This window comes from Streptomyces sp. NPDC101165 (assembly GCF_044768135.1).
In the GTDB taxonomy this organism is placed as follows: Bacteria; Actinomycetota; Actinomycetes; order Streptomycetales; family Streptomycetaceae; genus Streptomyces.
On sequence record NZ_JBIWPG010000003.1, the window covers coordinates 434,381 to 452,857 of the forward strand.

The following is an 18,477-nucleotide window of genomic DNA, read 5'->3' on the forward strand; positions in this document are numbered from 1 at the left end:
TCTGCTGTGGCGGTGCGGCGCGACCTCCCGCAGCGTGGGGCATGGGGGATCCAAGCGCGAGGCCGGTGCTCTGGCCACGAGAGAGGTGGGACGCATGGACACGGAGGAATCCCGGCCCCGGATCGTGGCCGGTGTCGACGGGTCGCCGTCCTCGTACGCGGCCCTGCGCTGGGCGGTGCGCTACGCCGGGCTGATCGACGGCACCGTGGACGCGGTGGCCGCCTGGGAGCTGCCGGGCCTGTACGGCTGGTCGGGGCCCGCGGTGGACATGGACGTCGACGAGGATGACGCCCGGCAGCGGATGACGCGGGAACTGACCGAGGCACTCGGCGCGGAGGCGGCCGCCTCGGTGCGGCCGCTGGTGGTGCACGGCAATCCCACGGACGTCCTGCTCAGGGCCGCGGAGGGTGCCGAGTGCCTGGTCGTCGGGAGCCGGGGGCGGGGCGGTTTCGCCCGCGCCCTGCTCGGTTCCGTCAGCTCGCACGTGACGCACCACGCCACCTGCCCGGTGGTGATCGTGCGCCCCGGGACGGCCTGAGGCCGGGGCGCGGTCAGGGCGAACTCGTGCGGTGCTCCCGGTCGGGAGCCAGGTCGAACCCCACGTCCACCACCCCTTCGACGGCCCGCACCAGGCGCGCGGCCACGGGAACCAGCTCCGGGTCCCGCACGCGGCCGACGAGCGTCACGACGCCGTCCTCCACCTCCACGTGCAGGGCCGATCCCGGCGGCGGGAACAGCTCGGACACGACCTCGTGCCGCACCTGCTCGGCGATCTCCTCGTCCGCCCGCAGGAAGACCTTGAGCAGGTCGGCGCGGCTGACGACACCCTCGAGGAGTCCGACCTCGTCCACCACGGGCAGCCGTTTGACCCCGGCCCGCGCCATCACGTGCGCGGCCTCGGCGAGCGTGGCGCCCGGCCGGACGGTGACCGCGGGGGAGGACATCAGGTCGTCCGCGGTGAGCGCGTCGGCCTTGGCCACGTCGGAGGGGCGGCGCAGCCGGACGTACCCCTCGTCCGGAGTGTCCCGGAACTCCTCCTTGGGCAGCAGGTCGGCCTCGGAGACCACACCGACGACCCGGCCCTCTCCCTCCAGCACCGGCAGGGCGCTGACCCGCCAGTCCCGCATCAGCTGCACGATCTCCTTGAACGGGGCCCGCCGGCCGACGGCGGCGACCGTGTGGGTCATGACATCGCTGACGATGTACGGGGTGCCGTACATGGTGACTCCCCTCGGGCTCGTGCGGACGGTCCTGCCACTCCCAGCGTGTGCCGGCGCCGAGCCGTCGGCCAGGGGCCGCCCGGTCCGGCGGCCCGGCCGCCGGACCCGCGCGCGAGGGTCGTTCGGGAACCGGCGGGGGCCGAATGGCCCTTGCACCCGCGTGCCCCACATGGCCACGCTGGAATCCGATTCCCCTCACCTGGAGGTGGCGGCCATGCGCCTCGTCGTCGGCGTGGACGGTTCCGAATCGAGCCTGAGGGCCGTGGACTGGGCGGCCGACAACGCGGCCCTGCGCCGTACACCGCTGCGGCTGGTGTACGCGTCCCTCTGGGAACGCTACGAGGGCGCCTCCCTCGGCCGGAACGCCGAGCGGCCGTCCGAACAGGTGATGGCCGAGGACATCGTGGAGACCGCCGAGCGGCGCGCCCACCGCAGACAACCGGATGTGCACGTCAGCACCGACGTGCTGCCCGAGGAACCGGAACAGGCGCTGGTGCGGGAGAGCCACTCCGCGCTCGCGGTGGTCCTGGGGCACCGAGGCCGCAGCGGCATGACCGAGGCGATCCTCGGCTCGGTCGGCGTCACGGTGGCCGAGCACGCGCACTGCCCGGTCGTGGTGCTGCGCTGCGGGGACGACGACCAGGTCCGCCCCGGGACCCCCGGCCGGATCGTCCTGGGTGTCGACGAGAAGCCCGCGGGTTCGGCGGCCCTGCGGTTCGCCGCGGAGGAGGCCGGCCTGCGCGGGATACCCCTGGAGGCCGTCCACGTGTCACGCCATGGGGTCACCGGCACCCTGCTCAGGAGCGGCGAGCGGGAGTCGGACGCCGCGCCGGCGCTGGACGAGGCGCTGAGGGACGTCCCGATCGGCCTGGAGGTGCTGCGGCGCACCGTCTCCGGCCGTCCCCGCGACGCCCTGCTGGCCGCCTCCCGCGATGCCGCCCTGCTGGTCGTGGGCGCCCGGCGCCGCCCGGGGCACTTCGGCCCGCAGCTCGGCCGGGTCGCCCACGGGGTGCTGCACCACGCGGCATGCCCGGTCGCCGTGGTACCCGAACTTTCCTGACATTCCCGGCAGACTTGCCGATCAACCGACGATGATCTCCGGAGTCCTCATGCCCCAGGCTGCCCACCCGGACGCCCCCGCACCGACCGACGAGGAACTGCGCACCCTGGACGCGCACTGGCGCGCCGCCAACTACCTCGCGGCGGGCCAGATCTATCTCATGGCCAACCCGCTGCTGACCGAGCCGCTGAAGCCGGCGCACATCAAGCCCCGGCTGCTGGGCCACTGGGGCACGTCCCCCGGCCTGAACCTCGTGTACACCCACCTCAACCGGGTCATCGGGGCGCGCGGCCTCGACGCGCTGTGCGTGTGGGGCCCGGGGCACGGCGGCCCGTCGGTCCTCGCCAACTCCTGGCTGGAGGGCAGCTACAGCGAGACGTACCCGGACGTGTCACGGGACGCGCCGGGCATGGAGCGGCTGTTCAGGCAGTTCTCCTTCCCGGGCGGGGTGCCCAGCCACGTCGCCCCCGAGACCCCCGGCTCGATCCACGAGGGCGGCGAACTCGGCTACTCGCTCGCCCACGCCTACGGGGCCGCCTTCGACAACCCGGACCTGCTGGTGGCCTGCGTGATCGGCGACGGCGAGGCGGAGACCGGACCACTGGCCGCCTCCTGGCACTCCAACAAGTTCCTCGACCCGGTGCACGACGGGGCCGTACTGCCGATCCTGCACCTCAACGGCTACAAGATCGCCAACCCGACGGTGCTGTCCCGCCTGCCGGAGCCCGAACTCGACGCCCTGCTGCGGGGATACGGCCACGAACCCCTGCACGTGACGGGTGACGATCCACAGCAGGTGCACCGGGCCATGGCCGCGGCGATGGACGACGCGCTGGACCGCATCGCCCTGATCCAGCACACCGCCCGCGAGCAGGGCGGCGCCGAGCGGGCCCACTGGCCGGTGATCGTGCTGCGCACCCCCAAGGGCTGGACCGGGCCCGCCGAGGTGGACGGCGTACCCGTCGAGGGCACCTGGCGCGCCCACCAGGTCCCGCTGGCGGGCGTGCGGGAAAACCCGGAGCATCTGCGGCAGTTGGAGCAGTGGCTGCGCTCGTACCGGCCCGAGGAACTGTTCGGCCCCGACGGCCGGCCCGTCGCGGACGTCCTCGCCTGCGTCCCCGAGGGGACGAAGCGGCTCGGCGCGAGCCCGCACGCCAACGGCGGTCTCCTCGTCCGGGAGCTGCCCGTGCCGGCCCTCGACGACATCGCCGTACCCGTCGACAAGCCCGGCACGACCCTGCACGAACCCACCCGGGTCCTGGGCGACCTGCTCGAACAGGTCATGCGGGACACCGGCTCGCGGCGCGACTTCCGGCTCGTCGGACCGGACGAGACCGCCTCCAACCGGCTCCAGGCCGTCTTCGAGGCCAGCGGCAAGGCCTGGCAGGCCGGGACACTCCCGGTCGACGAACACCTGGACCGGCACGGCCGGGTGATGGAGATCCTCTCCGAACACCTCTGCCAGGGCTGGCTGGAGGGCTATCTGCTCACCGGCCGGCACGGACTGTTCTCCTGCTACGAGGCGTTCGTGCACATCGTCGACTCCATGGTCAACCAGCACATCAAGTGGCTGAAGACCTCGCGCCTGCTGCCCTGGCGGGCCCCCGTCGCCTCCCTCAACTACCTGCTGACCTCGCACGTGTGGCGGCAGGACCACAACGGCTTCTCGCACCAGGACCCCGGCTTCGTCGACCACGTCCTCAACAAGAGCCCCGAGGTGGTGCGCGTCTATCTGCCGCCGGACGCCAACACCCTGCTGTCCGTGACCGATCACGTCCTGCGCAGCCGGGACTACGTCAACGTGATCGTCGCCGGCAAGCAGCCCTGCTACGACTGGCTGTCCATGGACCAGGCCCGCGTCCACTGCGCCCGCGGCGCCGGGATCTGGGAGTGGGCCGGCACCGAGAACGGCGGCGAACCGGACGTCGTCCTGGCCTGCGCCGGTGACGTCCCCACTCAAGAGGTGCTGGCCGCCGCGCAGTTGCTGCGCCGGCACCTGCCCCAGCTGGCGGTGCGGGTGGTCAACGTGGTCGACATGACCCGGCTGATGCCGCGCGAGGACCATCCGCACGGGATGAGCGACTTCGAGTACGACGGACTGTTCACCGCCGACAAGCCGGTGATCTTCGCCTACCACGGCTACCCGTGGCTGATCCACCGCCTCGCCTACCGCCGCACGGGCCACAAGAACCTGCACGTGCGCGGCTACAAGGAGTCCGGGACCACGACCACCCCCTTCGACATGGTCGTGCGCAACGACCTCGACCGCTACCGGCTCGTCATGGACGTCATCGACCGCGTGCCCGGCCTCGCGATGCGCGCCGCCGGCGTCCGCCAGACCATGGCCGACGCCCGCACCCGCCACCACGACTGGATCCGCGAACACGGCACCGACCTGCCGGAGGTCGCCGACTGGAGCTGGCACAGCTGAACCGGCCCCGTCGTCGGGCAGCACGATAGAGGTGCCGCCCGCGCACCCCTGGCACACGGCACCTCCCGGGTCAGCGGGAGGTGCCGTCCGGCTCCTGAGCCGAGGACAGCGGGAGCCTCGGAAGCACCTCGAAGACGCCCGACAGGCCGGTGGCCCGCAGCAGCCCCCGGAAGCCCGGGGTGTCGGCGACCAGCCGCAGCCGGCCCTGCCGGGCCAGCGCCCGGTTCCGGGCCCGGCACAGGACCCCGAGCCCGGCGCAGTCGATGAACGCGACCGGCCGCAGATCGAGAACCAGGTCCGGGCGCGGGGGCTCGGTCAGCACGTCGAGCCGCTCGGACAGTGCGGGCAGGGTCAGCAGGTCGATCTCGCCGTGCAGCGGTACGACGACCGCCGTGCTGGGCGGGTGGTCCGCGGCTACCCGCCCCGGTCCCGGCTGGTTCTCGGACATGCCACCAGACAACCGATGTCCCGGGACGTGAGGAAGGGCCGATCGGCCCCTACCGGGGACCGTCCGGGACACCGTGCCCACCGGATCCGCGTCGTCGTAGGACTCTTTCGCTCTGCGGGCGGCACCGATCCGTTTCGAGGTGCACGATGGTGGAGTGACGCTCGACGGCCGGGTGCACCACACCGTGCCGTGTCGCTCACCGCCCGCGGTGGGCGCGGCCCGGTCGGCCCCGTCACCCGGACCTCGGCCCGGAACCGGACGCCGAGCGGGAGCACACGCCCTGCCCGGTGGCCGCCGGTATGCGAGAGGAGGCGGCGACCGATGACACGGACACCTCCCACGAATGTGACCCGGGTGCGCTGGTGGCGATGGCGTCGCAACCCGCTGCGGCGGCACAGCGACGTCGTCGAGGCCTGGATCGTGCTCGTCACCTGGATCCTCGTGCTCGTCGGCGGCGTCGTCGCGGGCGCGGCGGCCGCCGTCTCGGTCGACTCGGCGTTCTCCGCGCGGCGGGCCCAGGTCCACGCGGTGTCCGCGGTGCTGACCGACGACGCGGCCAGGACCCCGACGAACGGCAGCGGTTACGACGACGGCCGGGTGTGGGCCAGTGTGCGCTGGACGGCCCCCGACGGTTCGGTGCACACCGACCGGGCCAAGGTCTACCCGGGCGCCCCGGCCGGCAGCCGGCTCACGGTGTGGACGGACGGCGCGAACCGGATGGTGTCGCCGCCCCTCTCCACCGCGGAGGCGGCCCTGCAGTCGACTCTGACCGGTGTGCTCGCCGCCTCCTCGGCCGGTGTGGTCGTCTGGACCGGGGGCTGGATGGTCCGCACCTGGCGCATGCGCCGGCGCATGTCCGAGTGGGACGAGGAATGGAAGCGGATCGGCCCCGAGTGGCGGAACTACAGCAGCGGCGGAACCTGAGCAGAGGCCGAGCCTGCCGCGGCGCGTCGGTCACGTCGGTCCGTGCCGTCGGTTCCTGCCGGTGATGTCAGTCCTTGTCGGCCACGGTCAGCCGGCAGTCCACGCCCACCACGCCCTCCACGCCCCGCACGAGGCGTTTCGCGAGCGGAATCCGGGTGGCGTCGCGCACCCGTCCCGTCAGGGTCACGACCCCCTCGGCGACGGTGATGTGCACGGGCTCGACCGGAGCGGGGAAGAGGACGTCGACCACGTCCCGACGGACCTCGTCGGCGAGGTCGTTGTCCGGGCGCAGGAACACCGTCAGCAGGTCCCCGCGACCGACCACGCCTTCCAGGACACCCTCGGCGTTCACCACGGGCAGCAGCCTGACGTGCCGCAGGGCCATGATCCGCGCCGCCTCGGCGAGCGTGGCGTCGGCGCGGACGGTCACGGCCGGGGCGCTCATCAGCTCCTCGGCCCGGCCCCCGCCCGCCTTCGCCAGGTCGGACAGCCGGCGCAGCTGCGTCAACCGGTCCGGATCGCTGTCCCGGAACTCCTCCTTGGGCAGCAGATCGGCCTCGGACACCACACCGATCACCCGGCCGTCACTCTCCAGCACGGGAAGGGCACCGACGTGCCACTGCGCCATCCGCCGGACGATGTCCTTGAACAGGGCCGCCCGGCCCACCGCGACGACGGCTCGCGTCATCACGTCGCCGACGTGGCGCGGGCTGCCGGCGGCGGTCTCCGCCGGCCGGGCCGGCGATGCCGGTGGAGTAGCGGTCATTCCAGGCCACCGCTGCCGTAGGGGGCGTAGAGGTCGAGCAGCCGGACCCGCGAGGCGTGCAGCCGCTGGGCCACCACGAGCCCGATCCAGACCGCGATCGCCCGTCCGAACTCGGGATCGGCGGCGCACATCTCCCGCACCGGCTCCGCGTCGAACTCCCAGGCCCGCACCGGAGTCAGCGCCTCGCCGCCCAGTTGCCACAGGTGGGGCGGGAAGTGCCAGGACCAGCCGACCAGTTCGCCGTGCCCGAGCGACTCGATGACGGCGGGACGACGGCCGGGAACCCGCAGGTCGAGGGCGACGGTCCCGGTCCGCACGATCCAGAAGTGGTCGGCGTTTCGACCCTCCTCGAACAGCCGCGTCCCGGCCGCGAAGGAGACCTCACGGGCGAGCTGCATCAGGTGTACCCGATGCTCGGCGGGCAGGGCCGCGCTCATGGTGGTGACGGAGGTCATCGCTCCGGCTCCCTTCGCTCGAGACCCGGAGCCCTCGCGACCGAGGGGCTCCTGCTCCCAGCCTGTGCCCGTCCGGCCCCGCCCACAACAGGCCGCTCGGCCCCACCGGGGGGCCTTGGCACCAGCCGCACCGACGGGTCACCAAGCGTACCCGCACGGCTACTCAGGGTGGCGGGACCGGGACTCCGGGCAGCCGTCCGGACCCGTCGCCTCAGCCGCGCAACGCCTCGAACGCCTGCCGGGCGCCGATCCCGATCGCCAGGTCGATGTCCGGTGCCTGGCCGGCCCGCCGGTCCGCGCGGGTGAGCGCGGCCATGGCGACCCGGTCGCCGGACTCGGCCTGCACCACCCCGATCTCGTGCCGCAGATGGAGGAAGGTGCCGGTCTTGCCGCTCCACCGCAGGGTGTCCGCGCGCAGTTCGCTCGCCAGTCGCTGGGTGAAGACCTGGCAGCCCATCAGCCGGCGCAGCTCGGCCGTGGCCCGCGGCCGGGAGATCTCGTCCGCCCACACGCGCTGCAACAGGTCCACCAGCGCCGAGGCCGAGCCGAGGTTGGAATGGGCCGGATCCAGGGTCTCGATGGTGTGCCGTCCGGCACGCTCGTCGCGGACGGCCAGTTCCAGTGCGAGCGAGAAGTCGTTGCCGGCGGCTCCGGCCGCGCATTCGTACATGTGGTTCATCCGATGCCGGACACGGATACCGCCGCACCCCCACGCACGCAGACGGGCATCGACGTCCGCCACCGGCACCAGGCCGAACAACGCGTCGGCGGCGGCGTTGTCGCTCACCGAGAGCATCAGGAGGAGAAGATCACCGACGGCCACGGTGGCCGGGTGCCGGAACGCCGCGAGCCCGGTGGGGCCGACGCTGTTCGTGGCCGGATCGACCGTGACCGGATGCGCCGGGTCGAGTTCCGCGGCCGCGATCCGGTCCAGCACGACCAGGGCGAGCGGTACCTTCACGACCGATGCGAGGGGCATCATCTCGTCGACGTCGAAGCCGAGTTGCTCGCCCGAGTCCAGGTTGCGGGCGAGGAACGAGCCACGGACCCCGAGCGCCGCCCAGTCCGCCGCGACCGCCTCGGCGACGTCGAGCAGGGCGCCGTCCCCGGTCACGTAGGCCGGGCGGTACACCGGTTCCGCGCTCATCCGCGTGCCGCCAGCCGTGCCGAGGCGTCCTCGGCCGCCGACCCGGGCCGTGCCGCCTCCGGTGCTCCGGCCGCGACACCGGCCGCCGCCGCGAGCGGCGCGGCCAGCCAGTCGGGGACGTCCACCGCCCCGCGCCGGCCGCGGGCCCCCTGTACGTCGTACCCCCGGTGCAGAGCGGTGTCGGCCAGTGGCGCCCAGCTCGCCCCGTGCTGCCGGGCGAACGGCTCGGCACACAGCAGCACCGCCCCGCCGGCCAGGGTCTCGGCGAGGGCCGTGGCCGCCGGTCCGGCCGGCCGGAGCAGGCCCTCCGGCAGCCCGGCGCGGGCGGCGGCGCGGATCAACCGGTCCTGTGCGTACGGCACTTCGTCCTCGGTCAGGGTCAGGATGGGCAGCGCGGCGGGCAGTTCACCGGTCGTGGCCCGGCTCCGGCGTGGCCGCAGGTCCTCCAGATGGATCGCGCGCCGCCTGCCACCCACTCCGCTGGTCGCCGGCTCCGGTGCGTAGGGCGGTGCGGCCGACGCCAGCCCGAGCGGCACCCGGATCCCGGCCTGCTCCGGGGGAACGCGCACCAGAGCGTACGTGAGCGAGCCGTCGGCGAGTCCGGAGACCCGTTCCGACGGCGGCAGTTCGCGCATGCCGAGCGTGATCCCGCGCTCGGTGCCCGCGCGGATGACGCGCGCCAACGCCACCGGGGCGCAGCCCGTGGGCACTCCTACGGCGCGCACCTGCGCCTGGCGGGCCGACCGGGCGACCTGCCCGAGCCGCTGGGCCCGGTCCAGCACGTCCTGCGCGTACGGAAGCAGCAGCAGGCCCAGCTCCGTCGTCGTGACCTGTCGTCGTGAACGGTCGAACAACAGGCCCCCGAAGTGGGCCTCCAGCGTCTTGATGCGGCGGCTGAGGAGCGGCTGGGCGATCCCGAGCCGGTCGGCCGCGCGCGAGAAGCTCGACTCGTCGACGGTCGCGACGTACGCCTCGAGGTGCGCGAGGAGATCCATCCAGCAGTCATATCAATACGTTATGAGGCGTTCAAAGTTCCCTCTTGGACATGAGTGGACTCCGGCTGTTTCGCTGGTCCCCGTCGAAGATCCACCAAGCCGACGACGGATGACTCGGGAGAACTCCGCACATGACCAATGCCTATCCGCTGCCGCGCCGCCGCCTGTTCAAGGCCGGTCTCGCCCTCACCACCGCCGCCGTGGTCGCCCCCGCCGCAGGGGCGCCGGTCGCCTCGGCCGCCCCGGGTGCCGGAACGGCCGGTCCACACACCGAGTTGAGCGATCTGGAACAGCGGTACGGGGCGCGGCTCGGCGTGTACGCTCACAACGTGCGCACCGGTCGGGTCGTGGCGTACCGCTCGGGGGAGCGGTTCGCGATGTGCTCGACGTTCAAGGCGTTCGCGGCGGCGGCCGTACTGCGTGACCACGGTGACTGCGCACCGCTGGACAAGGTGATCCACTACCCGCCGAGCGACATCCTGCCGAACTCGCCGAGGACCGAGGAGCACCTCGCCACCGGCATGCGGGTGGGTGACCTGTGCGCGGCCGCGATCCAGTACAGCGACAACGCGGCCGGCAACCTCCTGCTGCGCCAGATCGGCGGGCCCGCCGGCCTCACCCGCTTCTTCGGGTCACTCGGCGACCGGGTGAGCCGGCTCGACCGCTGGGAGACCGACCTCAACACGGCGATCCCCGGCGATCTGCGCGACACGACGACGCCGGAGGCCGTCGGGCGGAGCTTCGAGCTGCTGACCCTGGGCCGGGCCCTGGACGGCGCCGGCCGCGAGCAGCTCGTCGCCTGGCTGAAGGGCAACACCACCAGCGCCGAACGGTTCGGCGCCGGGCTGCCCCGGGGCTGGGTCCTCGGTGACAAGACCGGAACCGGGGACTTCGCCACCGCGAACGACATCGGAGTCGCCTGGACGACCCGGGGGACACCGATCGTGCTGGCCGTGCTGTCCACGAAGGCCACCAAGGACGCACCGGTGGACGAGGCCCTGATCGCCGACACGGCTCGCATCCTGGCACGCACCCTTGCCCCCGGAGAGTAGGCCGAGCAGTCCCTTCCGGTTCAAGTCGCTGAATTCTGATCAAGTACAGGGCTATTGACGCGCTCATGGCGCCTCCCTACGGTCGGTGAAAGCGCTTTCCACTGCCGGGTTGCCGCAAGCACCCGGCAGTGGAGTTCACGCACTCGAACCTCAGCATCGTCGCACCACGGCACCCCGGCACCGCGCCCGCCCAGCCGAACCGACCCCTGGAGACAAGCCGATGCACCTGAGACCAGCCATTGCGTGCGCCAGCCTGATCGCCGGCACGCTCGTCGCGCTGTCCGGCACCACCGCACAAGCCGCGACCACCCGATACGAGGCCGAAAGTTCCCCCGCGGTCTGCACCGGCACCATCGACTCCGACTGGACCGGCTACTCCGGCAGTGGATTCTGCAACGGCACCAACGCGAGCGGCGCCTATGCCCAGTTCACCGTGAACGCCGCCAGTGCGGGCACGGCGACCCTCCAGGTCCGCTTCGCCAACGGAACCACCACCGCGCGTCCGGCCGACGTCACGGTGAACGGCTCGGCGGCCGCTTCGGCGTCGTTCGAGGCCACCGGCGCCTGGGGGACATGGGTGACCAAGACGCTCACCGTGCCGCTCACCGCGGGCAGCAACACCATCCGGTTCACCCCGACCACCGCCGCGGGCCTGCCCAACATCGACCACCTGGACGCCGACGTCTCCACGGCGGCGACCGGCACCGTGCTCTATGTGTCGCCGAGCGGCACCGACGGCGCGGCCGGCACGGAGTCGGCCCCGACGACGCTCGCCTCGGCCATCGGCCGCATCACGTCAGGCGGCACGATCTACCTGCGCGGCGGGACGTACACCTACGCGTCGACGGTGACCATCCCGGCCGGCAGCGACGGCACGGCCGCCGCCCGCACCACGCTGTCCGCCTACCCCGGCGAGACCCCGGTACTGAACTTCTCGGCCCAGAGCGAGAGTTCGTCGAACCGCGGGATCCAGCTGAACGCCTCGTACTGGCACCTCTACGGCCTCACCGTGCAACACGCCGGCGACAACGGGATCTACGTCGGCGGCAGCAACAACGTCGTCGAGCGCGCGGTGACGGCGTACAACCGCGACACGGGACTGCAACTCGGCCGGATCGCCTCCAGCACCCCGAGCAGCCAGTGGCCGTCGAACAACCTGATCGTGAGCTCCGAGTCGCACGACAACGCCGACTCCGACGGCGAGGACGCCGACGGCTTCGCCGCGAAGCTGACCACCGGAACCGGGAACGTCTTCCGGTACGACGTCTCCCACCACAACATCGACGACGGCTGGGACCTCTACACCAAGACCGACACCGGCGCGATCGGCCCGGTGACCATCGAGAACTCCCTCTCCTACGGCAACGGCACCCTCTCCGACGGCACCGTGAACGCCAACGGCGACCGCAACGGCTACAAGCTCGGCGGCGACGACATCGCGGTCAACCACGTCGTCCGGCACAGCATCGCCTACAAGAACGGCCACCACGGGTTCACCTACAACAGCAACCCCGGCACGATGGCGATCTCGAACAACGTCAGCGTCGACAACGCGGAGCGCAACTTCTCCTTCGACGCGGGAACTTCGGTGTTCCGCACCAACACCTCGTGCCGGTTCTCGGTCAGCGGCTCCAACGACAAGACCGTCGGTGACGCCGACAGCTCCAACCAGTTCTGGTCCGGCACGAACGGCTCCTGGTGCGCCGCGTACTCCGGTGCCCTGGGCTGGTCCTTCGCCTCGGACGGCCACCTCGTGGTGACGTTCGGCGGCACTGTCGTCACGCCCTAGCCGACCGGTGAGCCGGCCCCGTGCACGCACGCGCGCGGGGCCGGCTTCCGTGTTCACCTGATGCTCAGCCGACCGGGTCGCCCGCGGTCACGGGGTGGGCCTCCAGCTCCGGGTCGGACAGCAACTCTGCGATGAGCTGGGGGGATCCGCCGACGTACGTGCTGGTCAGGTCCACATCACCGCCCACGCACCAGGAACGGTCCTCGGGCCACCAGAGGTCGGGCAGCTCGGCGAACTCGTCCAGGGCCGGCGGAGAGGCGGCGTCGGCCAGGCTCCCCGCGAGCAGCACCTCGTCCCGGCCGGGCGTCGCGAACGTGGGGATCCCGTCGAACTCCCACCGCCCGTAACCGGACCACAGACCGAACCAGCAGCGCTCCGGGGTCCGGGTGTGCCGGCCCAGCACAGGGATCAGGGCCCGGGCGGCATCGGGCGGGGTCGGCCCCTCGCCCGGATGCTCGTCCCACACGCCGGGCAGGCCGTGGTCGGAGCGGTTCAGGTGGTCGTGGTCCACCCCGATGACCTCGTGCCAGCGCGTGGTCGGGGTCACCCGGGTGCCGTGCGCGGCGGCCACCGTCGACCAGCGCACCGGCCGCTCGTCCAGGGAGGCCGGATGAAGGATCCTCGCGTAGGCCGCGAAGCCGGGTGCGGCGACTCCCGCGACCGTCCCCACGGCGGCGTACCCCGGGGTGCGTTCGGTGAGCCACGCGGCCGGGGAGAGGCCGGCGGTACGGACGTGGAGGCGTCCGTACCACTCCGGAGCGGGATCCCGCTGGACCGGGCCATAGTCGTTCACCCGCACATTCTGGCGGAGAGGGCAGGATTTGAACCTGCGTGGGCCCCGTGGGGCCCGACCTCGAGGCGTGCTCGTAGGTCCCCGATCAGCCACTCCGGGCACCTCTCCCTGTTCCCGGCCTCCGGTTTCCCGTGCCGTTCACATGAATGAGAGTGGCAGGGGCCGCTGACCCGGGCCTGACGCACCGCTGACGTGGTGCTCCGTCACCCGCTCCGGTGCACCACGTGGCCGCCCGTCGAGACGGCTCGCTTTCTGAGTACGAGAACTCATGACGCCGACCCCGGCATCGGCCAGGATCGGCGCATGACGAAGATCAGGACGAAGGGGGCCCGGGCCGGGACGGTCCCGCTGGCGTTACTGGCCGTGCTGGCGGCCGGGTGCGGCGCACAGCGGGCCGGGGACGACACCGGCGCGGGCGGGCCCTCGCACAGCGCGGTGGCGACGCCGAGCACACCCAAGGACTTTCCGTGCCCCGGCGAGAGCCCCACCGCCTCGCCGCAGCCGTCCACGGCCACCCCGAGCCCCACCGCACCGCCGACCGACCACTACGCCGAGAACCACGGCTTCATGATCCCGTTCGAGCTGCACGGCAAGCGCCGCTGCCAGGGCCTCGCGGCCGTCGCGCGCGTCCGGGAGGCACTCGAACCACAGCGCAGGCGCGGGCAGTTCAGTCCCGAGAGCGTCCGCAAGGCCCTCGTCGGCCTCGGGTACTCCGGCGGGCGGGTGCAGGCGTACCCGGGCGACGGCGGCGTCGGTTTCCTGATCCAGGTCGACGACTACCCGGTGTGCGTGGAAGGCAGCCTGGCCGGGAACCTGAACCTGGACGGCGCCACGACCAAGGCGGACGCCTTCGGCGGCTACCCCGACCACGAGGGGTGCGACCAGCCGTCGGGTGGCCACTGACCGCACGGCCCCGGCCCAGGTCAGACGCGGTTACCGGCCAGTTTCCCAGTACCGCAAGTAACATGATGACCTTTGCTCTGGGTGTACCAGTCAGTCAACTCGGCGTGGTCCCAGGCCGCGCCCTGCCCGGAGATCTCCATGTCCTCTCTCAATGCAGCGCACAACGATCCGTTGGAAAGCGCTCGCTCCACCTACGAGCAGCACGTGCAGACGTGCCGCCAGTGCTACGCCGACGCCGCGCCCTGTGCCGTGGCCAAGCACCTGCTGCGGCTCTACAACCTCGCTCGCCGGGACCGGCTCCGCGCCCCGGGGCATCCCGCACAGTGACGCCGGGCCCGGTGGCCGCCGTCAGACCGTGCCGCCGTACACCTCGTCCACGTTCGGACGCGGTGGCGGGCCGGTGCGGGTCGCCGGGCCCTGTGCGAAGGTGCGCAGCAGGTTCTCCGTGGTACGCGTGACGAACGTGCGCGTGCGACCGTCCATGCCGTGGTCGCGGCCGAGTTCGCCGGTTCCGGCGAGCAGGCCCTCCACCCAGCGCATGGTGCCGGTCGCGAACACCCCGGCACCGCTCGGGACCGTGTAGTACGCCGAGTCGCTGTGACTGGGGCGGCCGGCGCAGACGACGGGGGAGTGCGCGGTGATCTCCAGGGGGCCGGGAGCGGGGGAGACGGGCGTGACACGGTCGTACTCGACGCCCACCAGATGGGCGAAGGCGTCGCCCTGGCGCACGCCGGTGCCGTCGTACAGCCAGTGATCGGCGGCGTGCACGACACAGGGGGCGTCGACCGGATAGCCCTCGTACAGGACGCCGGTGAGCGAGGACTCCGGGTCGGCGGCGGGCGGGCTGCGGTAGTCGGTGGTCACCAGCGCCGGGTCGGACGCATAGCGGGGATCGGCGCGGTAGGACGTCTTGTAGCAGACCACCGTACGGTCGCCCGCCCGTTCCCCGTCCTCCAGGCGGACCCGGCGGAAGCAGGTGTTCGCGCCGAGGAAGGCCACGTTCGTACCGGCGTCCCGGGCGTTGGTGACGTACGCCCGCTGTTCTGGCGTCCAGTACTCGTCGTGCCCCAGACAGACGACGGAATGCGCGCCGCGGAGCACCGACGGGTCCCGGTGGACGTCGACACCGGTGGTGTAGGCGAGCGGGATGCGCAGGCGTTCGGCCAGCACCACCAGGGCCCACTCGTAGACCAGGAACTTCTCGGCGCCGTTGCCCTCGTAGGGACGGTCGAAGCTGACCGCGAGCGACCGGGTGGCGTACGCGCCCGAGGAGCCCGCGTAGAGGCTGTACCCGCCCCAGCGGTTGTAGGCCTGCCAGGTGGCCGGGGCGTGCAGCAGGACCGTGCGGCCCGCGGCCTCGGCGGAGCGGACGATCAGCGGGATGTGACGCTGGTGGCCGGTGTCGGCCTCCAGCCGCAGCAGATAGGCGCCCTCCGGCCACCCGGTGGTGTCCATGCTCAGCGTGGTGGGCCAGTCGGCGCGCACGGTACGGGTGGCGGGCAGCAGGTGCGGGGGCGGCTGGGCGCGGCCGGGTATGCGGGGTGAGGCCCATATGAGGCGGGCCCGCCTGCCGCCGTACCAGCCGACGCGGAACGCCGAGACCCGGAACGAGGCGGCGGTGGTCGACACGTGCAGGCCGCAGTCCTGGCCGGGAGCGACGCTCACCTGGTCCGTGTAGCCGGTCACGGCGTCGGGCGGGCCCGCCGAGCGGATCCGCCAGTCGGCGGTGCCCGGCGCGTCCTGTTCGGCCTCCGGCCGCAGGCCGCTTTCCCGGCGGGGGTGCGCGGGCGGGGACTCGGGCGCGCAGGCGGCCGCCATGCCCAGGCCCGCGCCCGCGCACAGGGCCAGGAAGCGCCGGCGGTCCACGGTGGGTATGCCGTGTGCTGGAATCACCACGCCTCCCGGATCCGGCCCGGTTCGTCCCTCGCCCAGGCTCCCGATCCGGCTCCGCCTTCCGCAACCGGACGACGACTCCGGGGTGGCGGCACCGGCGGCGGACGGTCCCGGCGGGACACCGGGACGACGGCACCCGGGGCGGGGGCCGGGCGTTGTGCCGTACGAGTGGTGTCCGGATGTCTACAGCGGAGGCTCCTCGGTGAGCTCCAGCAGCGTGCGGGCGCTCTGCGTGGCCAGGGGAGCGGTCGGGAACAGGCGGCCCCAGGCGCGGGCACGCCCCAGAGCGCTCAGCCGCCATGCCGGCCGCACCGCGCGCCGGAGTTCCGCCGCCGTGTGTCCGGCTCCCGTCCACGGCTCGAGATAGGCGTCGCGCAGGCGCGGCAGCACGTCGGCCCCGTACCGGCCGCAGGCTCGCCGGGCGGTGACCTGCAGGCTGCAGAACGGATGGGAGACGGCGGCGTCGCCCCAGTCGAAGAAGGTGTACCGGCCCGGCTCCGGGTTGAACAGCTGGCCGTCGTGCAGATCCGAGTGGTCGAGGGAGTCGGCGATGCCCGAGGCCGCGAGTTCGGCGCACCAGTCCACGAGGCGGGGTCGCAGCGCGTCGAGCCGTGCGCGTTCGTCCGGCCGCAGTGCCGTGTTCTCGGCGAGCAACTTGTCGAAGATCTCGGGCAGTTCCGCGGTCCGGGCGCTCGGGACGCCCATCCGTTCGATCTCGCGCGCATGCGGGACCAGGGCTCGCTGCATGGTCGCGTACTGGCCGAGAAGGTCCTCCCAGGCGCGGGGCTCCACGGTCTCCCGCTCGAGCACGTCCCGGAAGAGGTCACCCCCGTCCGGCAGCAGGGACCAGCCACGGTCGGCGTCGAACGCGAGCGGCTGCAGGACGTGCTCCGGCACCCAGCGGGCCAGCGCGGCGGTCAGCGCGCCCTCGAAGCCGCTGGCCGGCGGATTCGCCTTGAACCACACGGCCGCACGCCCGGCCACGGGCACCCGCACCAGGACGGACCACGGCCGCAGCCGCGCCTGAAGCCGGCCGGTCACCCGCAGCCCGTGTGCCGCAAGCCCGGACTCCACCCAGTCGAGGGCCGCGGTCCGCCAGGACTCCTGCTCCCAGGGAGTCACCGCGTCCGCGTACCGGCCCCGGTCCACAGTCGGCGACGCAAGCTCGTACATCGGGCCATCTCAGCATCCCGCCCCGCGATCGACCAGCGGTTTTTGCGCGGCGCACGGTGCGCCGGGGCCGCGACTTCCCATAGTCCACGCGCACAACACACCTGATGCATGGGCCACTTGTACGCTCACGAACACATGTCTGGGGACGCCGGATGAGAGGCGCGCCTGATGAGTCGTCTCGTAGCCACCGTTCTCGGGGACGTGGCCCTCGTCGTCCTGGTGTCCTGGGTGTTCGGGGGCCTGGCCCGGCGGCTCGGGCAGCCTGCGGTGATCGGCCAGATCCTCGCCGGGATCGCCCTGGGGCCGACCCTGCTGGACCGGCTCCCCGGGGACCCGTCCGCGCGGCTGTTCCCCGCTGACGCGCGGCCGTTCCTGTCGGTGCTGGCCCAGATCGCCGTGGTCCTGTTCCTGTTCGTCGCGGGCCACGAGATCGACTTCCGCACCTTCCGGGCGGGACGCACCGCGGTGAGCGTCGCGGTGGCGGCTCTGCTGACCCCGATGGCGCTCGCCGTGGGGGCCGTGGAACTGTGCGGCGGACTCTTCTCCGCCGTGGATCCCGGGCATGCGGGCCACGACTCGTTCGCGCTGTTCATGGCGGTGGCGCTCTCGATCACCGCCCTGCCGGTGCTGGCGGCCATCGTGCGGGAGCGCGGGGCCGCCGGCACTCCCGCGGGAACGGTGTCGATCGCGGCGGCCGGCTTCATGGACGTGGCGGCCTGGCTGGTGCTCGCGGCGGTGCTCAGTGACTCCGGGAGCGACTCCGGGCAGGCCACGCGCTGGTCCTGGCCGGTCGCCCTGGCATTGCTGGCGGCCTTCGTCGCGTTCGTGCTCGGTGTGGTCCGGCCCGCGCTGCGCCGGTGGCTGAACCGGCCGGCCATGCTGCTGAGCAGTCCCGTCCCGGTGGCGTTGGTCCTCGCCCTGGGCAGCGCGTGGGTCACCGAGTCACTCGGCCTGCACGCCGTCTTCGGCGGGTTCCTCGCCGGGCTGGCCATGCCGCGCCGGGACGGTGCCCCCAACGCCGACGTGCTGCGGCCGATGGAGCAGACGTCCGGGATGCTGCTGCCGCTGTTCTTCGTGTCCACCGGCCTGTCGGTCGACATCGGCACGCTGGGCGCGGACGGCTTCCGCCTGTTGGGGGTGCTCCTGGTGGTGGCGATCGCCGGCAAGGTCGTACCGGCCTACGGGGCGGCCCGGGTGCACGGCCTGGACACCCGGCAGTCGGCCCTGGTCGCGGTCATGGTGAACACCCGCGGGCTCACCGAGCTGATCGTGCTGGACGTCGGCAGGTCGGCGGGGCTCATCGGCCAGGACCTGTACGCCGCCCTCGTCCTCATGGCGCTGGTCACCACCCTGATGACCGGCCCGCTGCTGCAGTTGACCGGGAGAGCGAGCCGCGCGAGCGACCCCCAGCCATCGGTCAGAGCCTGA

18 protein-coding genes and 1 pseudogene are annotated in these 18,477 nt (G+C 72.7%); 9 read left to right on the plus strand and 10 right to left on the minus strand.

Going from position 1 to position 18,477, the window contains the following annotated elements; all coding sequences use genetic code 11:
* The first annotated feature begins 94 nt into the window (after positions 1 to 94).
* Positions 95 to 538, plus strand: coding sequence for a universal stress protein (locus ACIRVH_RS08580; protein WP_403949667.1), 444 nt, complete (start codon positions 95 to 97; stop codon positions 536 to 538).
* 13 nt (positions 539 to 551) lie between these two features.
* On the opposite strand, the gene ACIRVH_RS08585 is transcribed toward ACIRVH_RS08580, so the two are convergent.
* On the minus strand, positions 552 to 1,220 hold the full coding sequence (locus tag ACIRVH_RS08585) for a CBS domain-containing protein (protein ID WP_403949669.1): 669 nt from the start codon (positions 1,218 to 1,220) through the stop codon (positions 552 to 554).
* 214 nt (positions 1,221 to 1,434) lie between these two features.
* On the opposite strand from ACIRVH_RS08585, the gene ACIRVH_RS08590 reads away from it, so the two are divergent.
* Positions 1,435 to 2,280, plus strand: coding sequence for a universal stress protein (locus ACIRVH_RS08590; RefSeq protein ID WP_403949671.1), 846 nt, complete (start codon positions 1,435 to 1,437; stop codon positions 2,278 to 2,280).
* A 49-nt stretch (positions 2,281 to 2,329) separates the two neighbouring features.
* A complete protein-coding gene (locus ACIRVH_RS08595; RefSeq protein WP_403949673.1) occupies positions 2,330 to 4,711 on the plus strand; it encodes a phosphoketolase in 2,382 nt (793 codons plus the stop codon).
* 70 nt (positions 4,712 to 4,781) lie between these two features.
* On the opposite strand, the gene ACIRVH_RS08600 is transcribed toward ACIRVH_RS08595, so the two are convergent.
* A complete protein-coding gene (locus tag ACIRVH_RS08600) occupies positions 4,782 to 5,159 on the minus strand; it encodes an STAS domain-containing protein (protein ID WP_403949676.1) in 378 nt (125 codons plus the stop codon).
* A 321-nt stretch (positions 5,160 to 5,480) separates the two neighbouring features.
* On the opposite strand from ACIRVH_RS08600, the gene ACIRVH_RS08605 reads away from it, so the two are divergent.
* Positions 5,481 to 6,083 (plus strand): hypothetical protein, encoded by a 603-nt coding sequence (locus ACIRVH_RS08605; RefSeq protein ID WP_403949678.1) that lies wholly within the window; start codon positions 5,481 to 5,483, stop codon positions 6,081 to 6,083.
* 67 nt (positions 6,084 to 6,150) lie between these two features.
* Here ACIRVH_RS08605 and ACIRVH_RS08610 read toward each other — a convergent pair whose 3' ends face one another.
* The 4 genes from ACIRVH_RS08610 to ACIRVH_RS08625 all read right to left on the minus strand — a co-directional run bounded on the left by ACIRVH_RS08610 (position 6,151) and on the right by ACIRVH_RS08625 (position 9,446).
* Positions 6,151 to 6,849 carry a CBS domain-containing protein gene (locus ACIRVH_RS08610; protein ID WP_403949681.1) on the minus strand — a complete coding sequence of 233 codons (699 nt, stop codon included), beginning with the start codon at positions 6,847 to 6,849 and terminating at the stop codon, positions 6,151 to 6,153.
* Positions 6,846 to 7,304, minus strand: a complete 459-nt coding sequence (locus tag ACIRVH_RS08615; RefSeq protein WP_403949684.1) for a cyclic nucleotide-binding domain-containing protein — start codon at positions 7,302 to 7,304, stop codon at positions 6,846 to 6,848. The genes ACIRVH_RS08610 and ACIRVH_RS08615 overlap by 4 nt, the downstream gene beginning before the upstream one ends.
* Positions 7,305 to 7,515: 211 nt before the next feature.
* Positions 7,516 to 8,451 (minus strand): serine hydrolase, encoded by a 936-nt coding sequence (locus ACIRVH_RS08620; protein ID WP_403949687.1) that lies wholly within the window; start codon positions 8,449 to 8,451, stop codon positions 7,516 to 7,518.
* On the minus strand, positions 8,448 to 9,446 hold the full coding sequence (locus ACIRVH_RS08625) for a LysR family transcriptional regulator (protein WP_403949690.1): 999 nt from the start codon (positions 9,444 to 9,446) through the stop codon (positions 8,448 to 8,450). Before ACIRVH_RS08625 ends, ACIRVH_RS08620 begins: the two co-directional genes overlap by 4 nt.
* A gap of 131 nt (positions 9,447 to 9,577) precedes the next feature.
* On the opposite strand from ACIRVH_RS08625, the gene bla reads away from it, so the two are divergent.
* Complete coding sequence (bla, locus tag ACIRVH_RS08630; RefSeq protein ID WP_403949693.1) at positions 9,578 to 10,498, plus strand: class A beta-lactamase; 921 nt, start codon at positions 9,578 to 9,580, stop codon at positions 10,496 to 10,498.
* 220 nt (positions 10,499 to 10,718) lie between these two features.
* Positions 10,719 to 12,287: a carbohydrate-binding protein gene (locus ACIRVH_RS08635; RefSeq protein ID WP_403949696.1), complete on the plus strand. Its 1,569-nt coding sequence runs from the start codon at positions 10,719 to 10,721 to the stop codon at positions 12,285 to 12,287.
* A gap of 64 nt (positions 12,288 to 12,351) precedes the next feature.
* On the opposite strand, the gene ACIRVH_RS08640 is transcribed toward ACIRVH_RS08635, so the two are convergent.
* Both ACIRVH_RS08640 and ACIRVH_RS08645 read right to left on the minus strand, forming a co-directional pair.
* Positions 12,352 to 13,080, minus strand: a complete 729-nt coding sequence (locus tag ACIRVH_RS08640; protein WP_403949699.1) for a hypothetical protein — start codon at positions 13,078 to 13,080, stop codon at positions 12,352 to 12,354.
* A 10-nt stretch (positions 13,081 to 13,090) separates the two neighbouring features.
* Positions 13,091 to 13,188 (minus strand): annotated as a pseudogene (locus tag ACIRVH_RS08645).
* A 195-nt stretch (positions 13,189 to 13,383) separates the two neighbouring features.
* On the opposite strand from ACIRVH_RS08645, the gene ACIRVH_RS08650 reads away from it, so the two are divergent.
* Positions 13,384 to 13,983, plus strand: coding sequence for a hypothetical protein (locus ACIRVH_RS08650; RefSeq protein WP_403949702.1), 600 nt, complete (start codon positions 13,384 to 13,386; stop codon positions 13,981 to 13,983).
* A gap of 138 nt (positions 13,984 to 14,121) precedes the next feature.
* A complete protein-coding gene (locus tag ACIRVH_RS08655; protein ID WP_403949705.1) occupies positions 14,122 to 14,310 on the plus strand; it encodes a hypothetical protein in 189 nt (62 codons plus the stop codon).
* Between the two features lie 21 nt (positions 14,311 to 14,331).
* Here ACIRVH_RS08655 and ACIRVH_RS08660 read toward each other — a convergent pair whose 3' ends face one another.
* Both ACIRVH_RS08660 and ACIRVH_RS08665 read right to left on the minus strand, forming a co-directional pair.
* Positions 14,332 to 15,801: a N,N-dimethylformamidase beta subunit family domain-containing protein gene (locus ACIRVH_RS08660; protein WP_403949959.1), complete on the minus strand. Its 1,470-nt coding sequence runs from the start codon at positions 15,799 to 15,801 to the stop codon at positions 14,332 to 14,334.
* A 258-nt stretch (positions 15,802 to 16,059) separates the two neighbouring features.
* On the minus strand, positions 16,060 to 17,049 hold the full coding sequence (locus tag ACIRVH_RS08665; RefSeq protein ID WP_403949707.1) for a phosphotransferase: 990 nt from the start codon (positions 17,047 to 17,049) through the stop codon (positions 16,060 to 16,062).
* A gap of 168 nt (positions 17,050 to 17,217) precedes the next feature.
* Here ACIRVH_RS08665 and ACIRVH_RS08670 point away from each other — a divergent pair, with 168 nt between their 5' ends.
* The gene (locus ACIRVH_RS08670) at positions 17,218 to 18,477 is read left to right on the plus strand and encodes a cation:proton antiporter (RefSeq protein WP_403949710.1); all 1,260 of its coding nucleotides are present in this window, start codon (positions 17,218 to 17,220) and stop codon (positions 18,475 to 18,477) included.